This is a genomic window from Pseudomonas sp. 2995-1 (assembly GCF_002742505.1).
GTDB lineage: Bacteria > Pseudomonadota > Gammaproteobacteria > Pseudomonadales > Pseudomonadaceae > Aquipseudomonas > Aquipseudomonas sivasensis.
The window spans coordinates 1-315 of the sequence record NZ_LJSA01000482.1; the positions used below are offsets into that span (position 1 = coordinate 1).

At 36.5% G+C, this 315-nt stretch carries 1 protein-coding gene; it reads left to right on the top strand.

The features are described 5' to 3' along the window. Nucleotides 1-315: hypothetical protein (locus AOA61_RS31305; RefSeq protein ID WP_158234822.1), on the top strand; the 315-nt coding region annotated here is incomplete at both ends.

The window sequence follows — 315 nt, forward strand, 5'->3', positions numbered from 1 at the left end:
GTTAAATCTATAGGTAATTATGCTTTAAGATTAGAGTCAAGATATTGGGTTAAAGAAAGAAGCAGTCGCCCTCATAATTTAAGAGATCCAAACTTTGCTGTATTCCATGGTCCGTGGGCAATCAGTGATTCATTTTACGCTTATGAAAATGATACCATTGCACTTGATTGGTCTGCAGTAAACGGTGGGGATGATTATGATGTATATGCCTTTTTAGAAAATGTTGATACAGGTTCTGAAATTGAGCTATTTTATGGAAGAGGAAAGACTCAACCTTGGGATACTACAAGAGCGAATATACCAGCTGATGGAAAT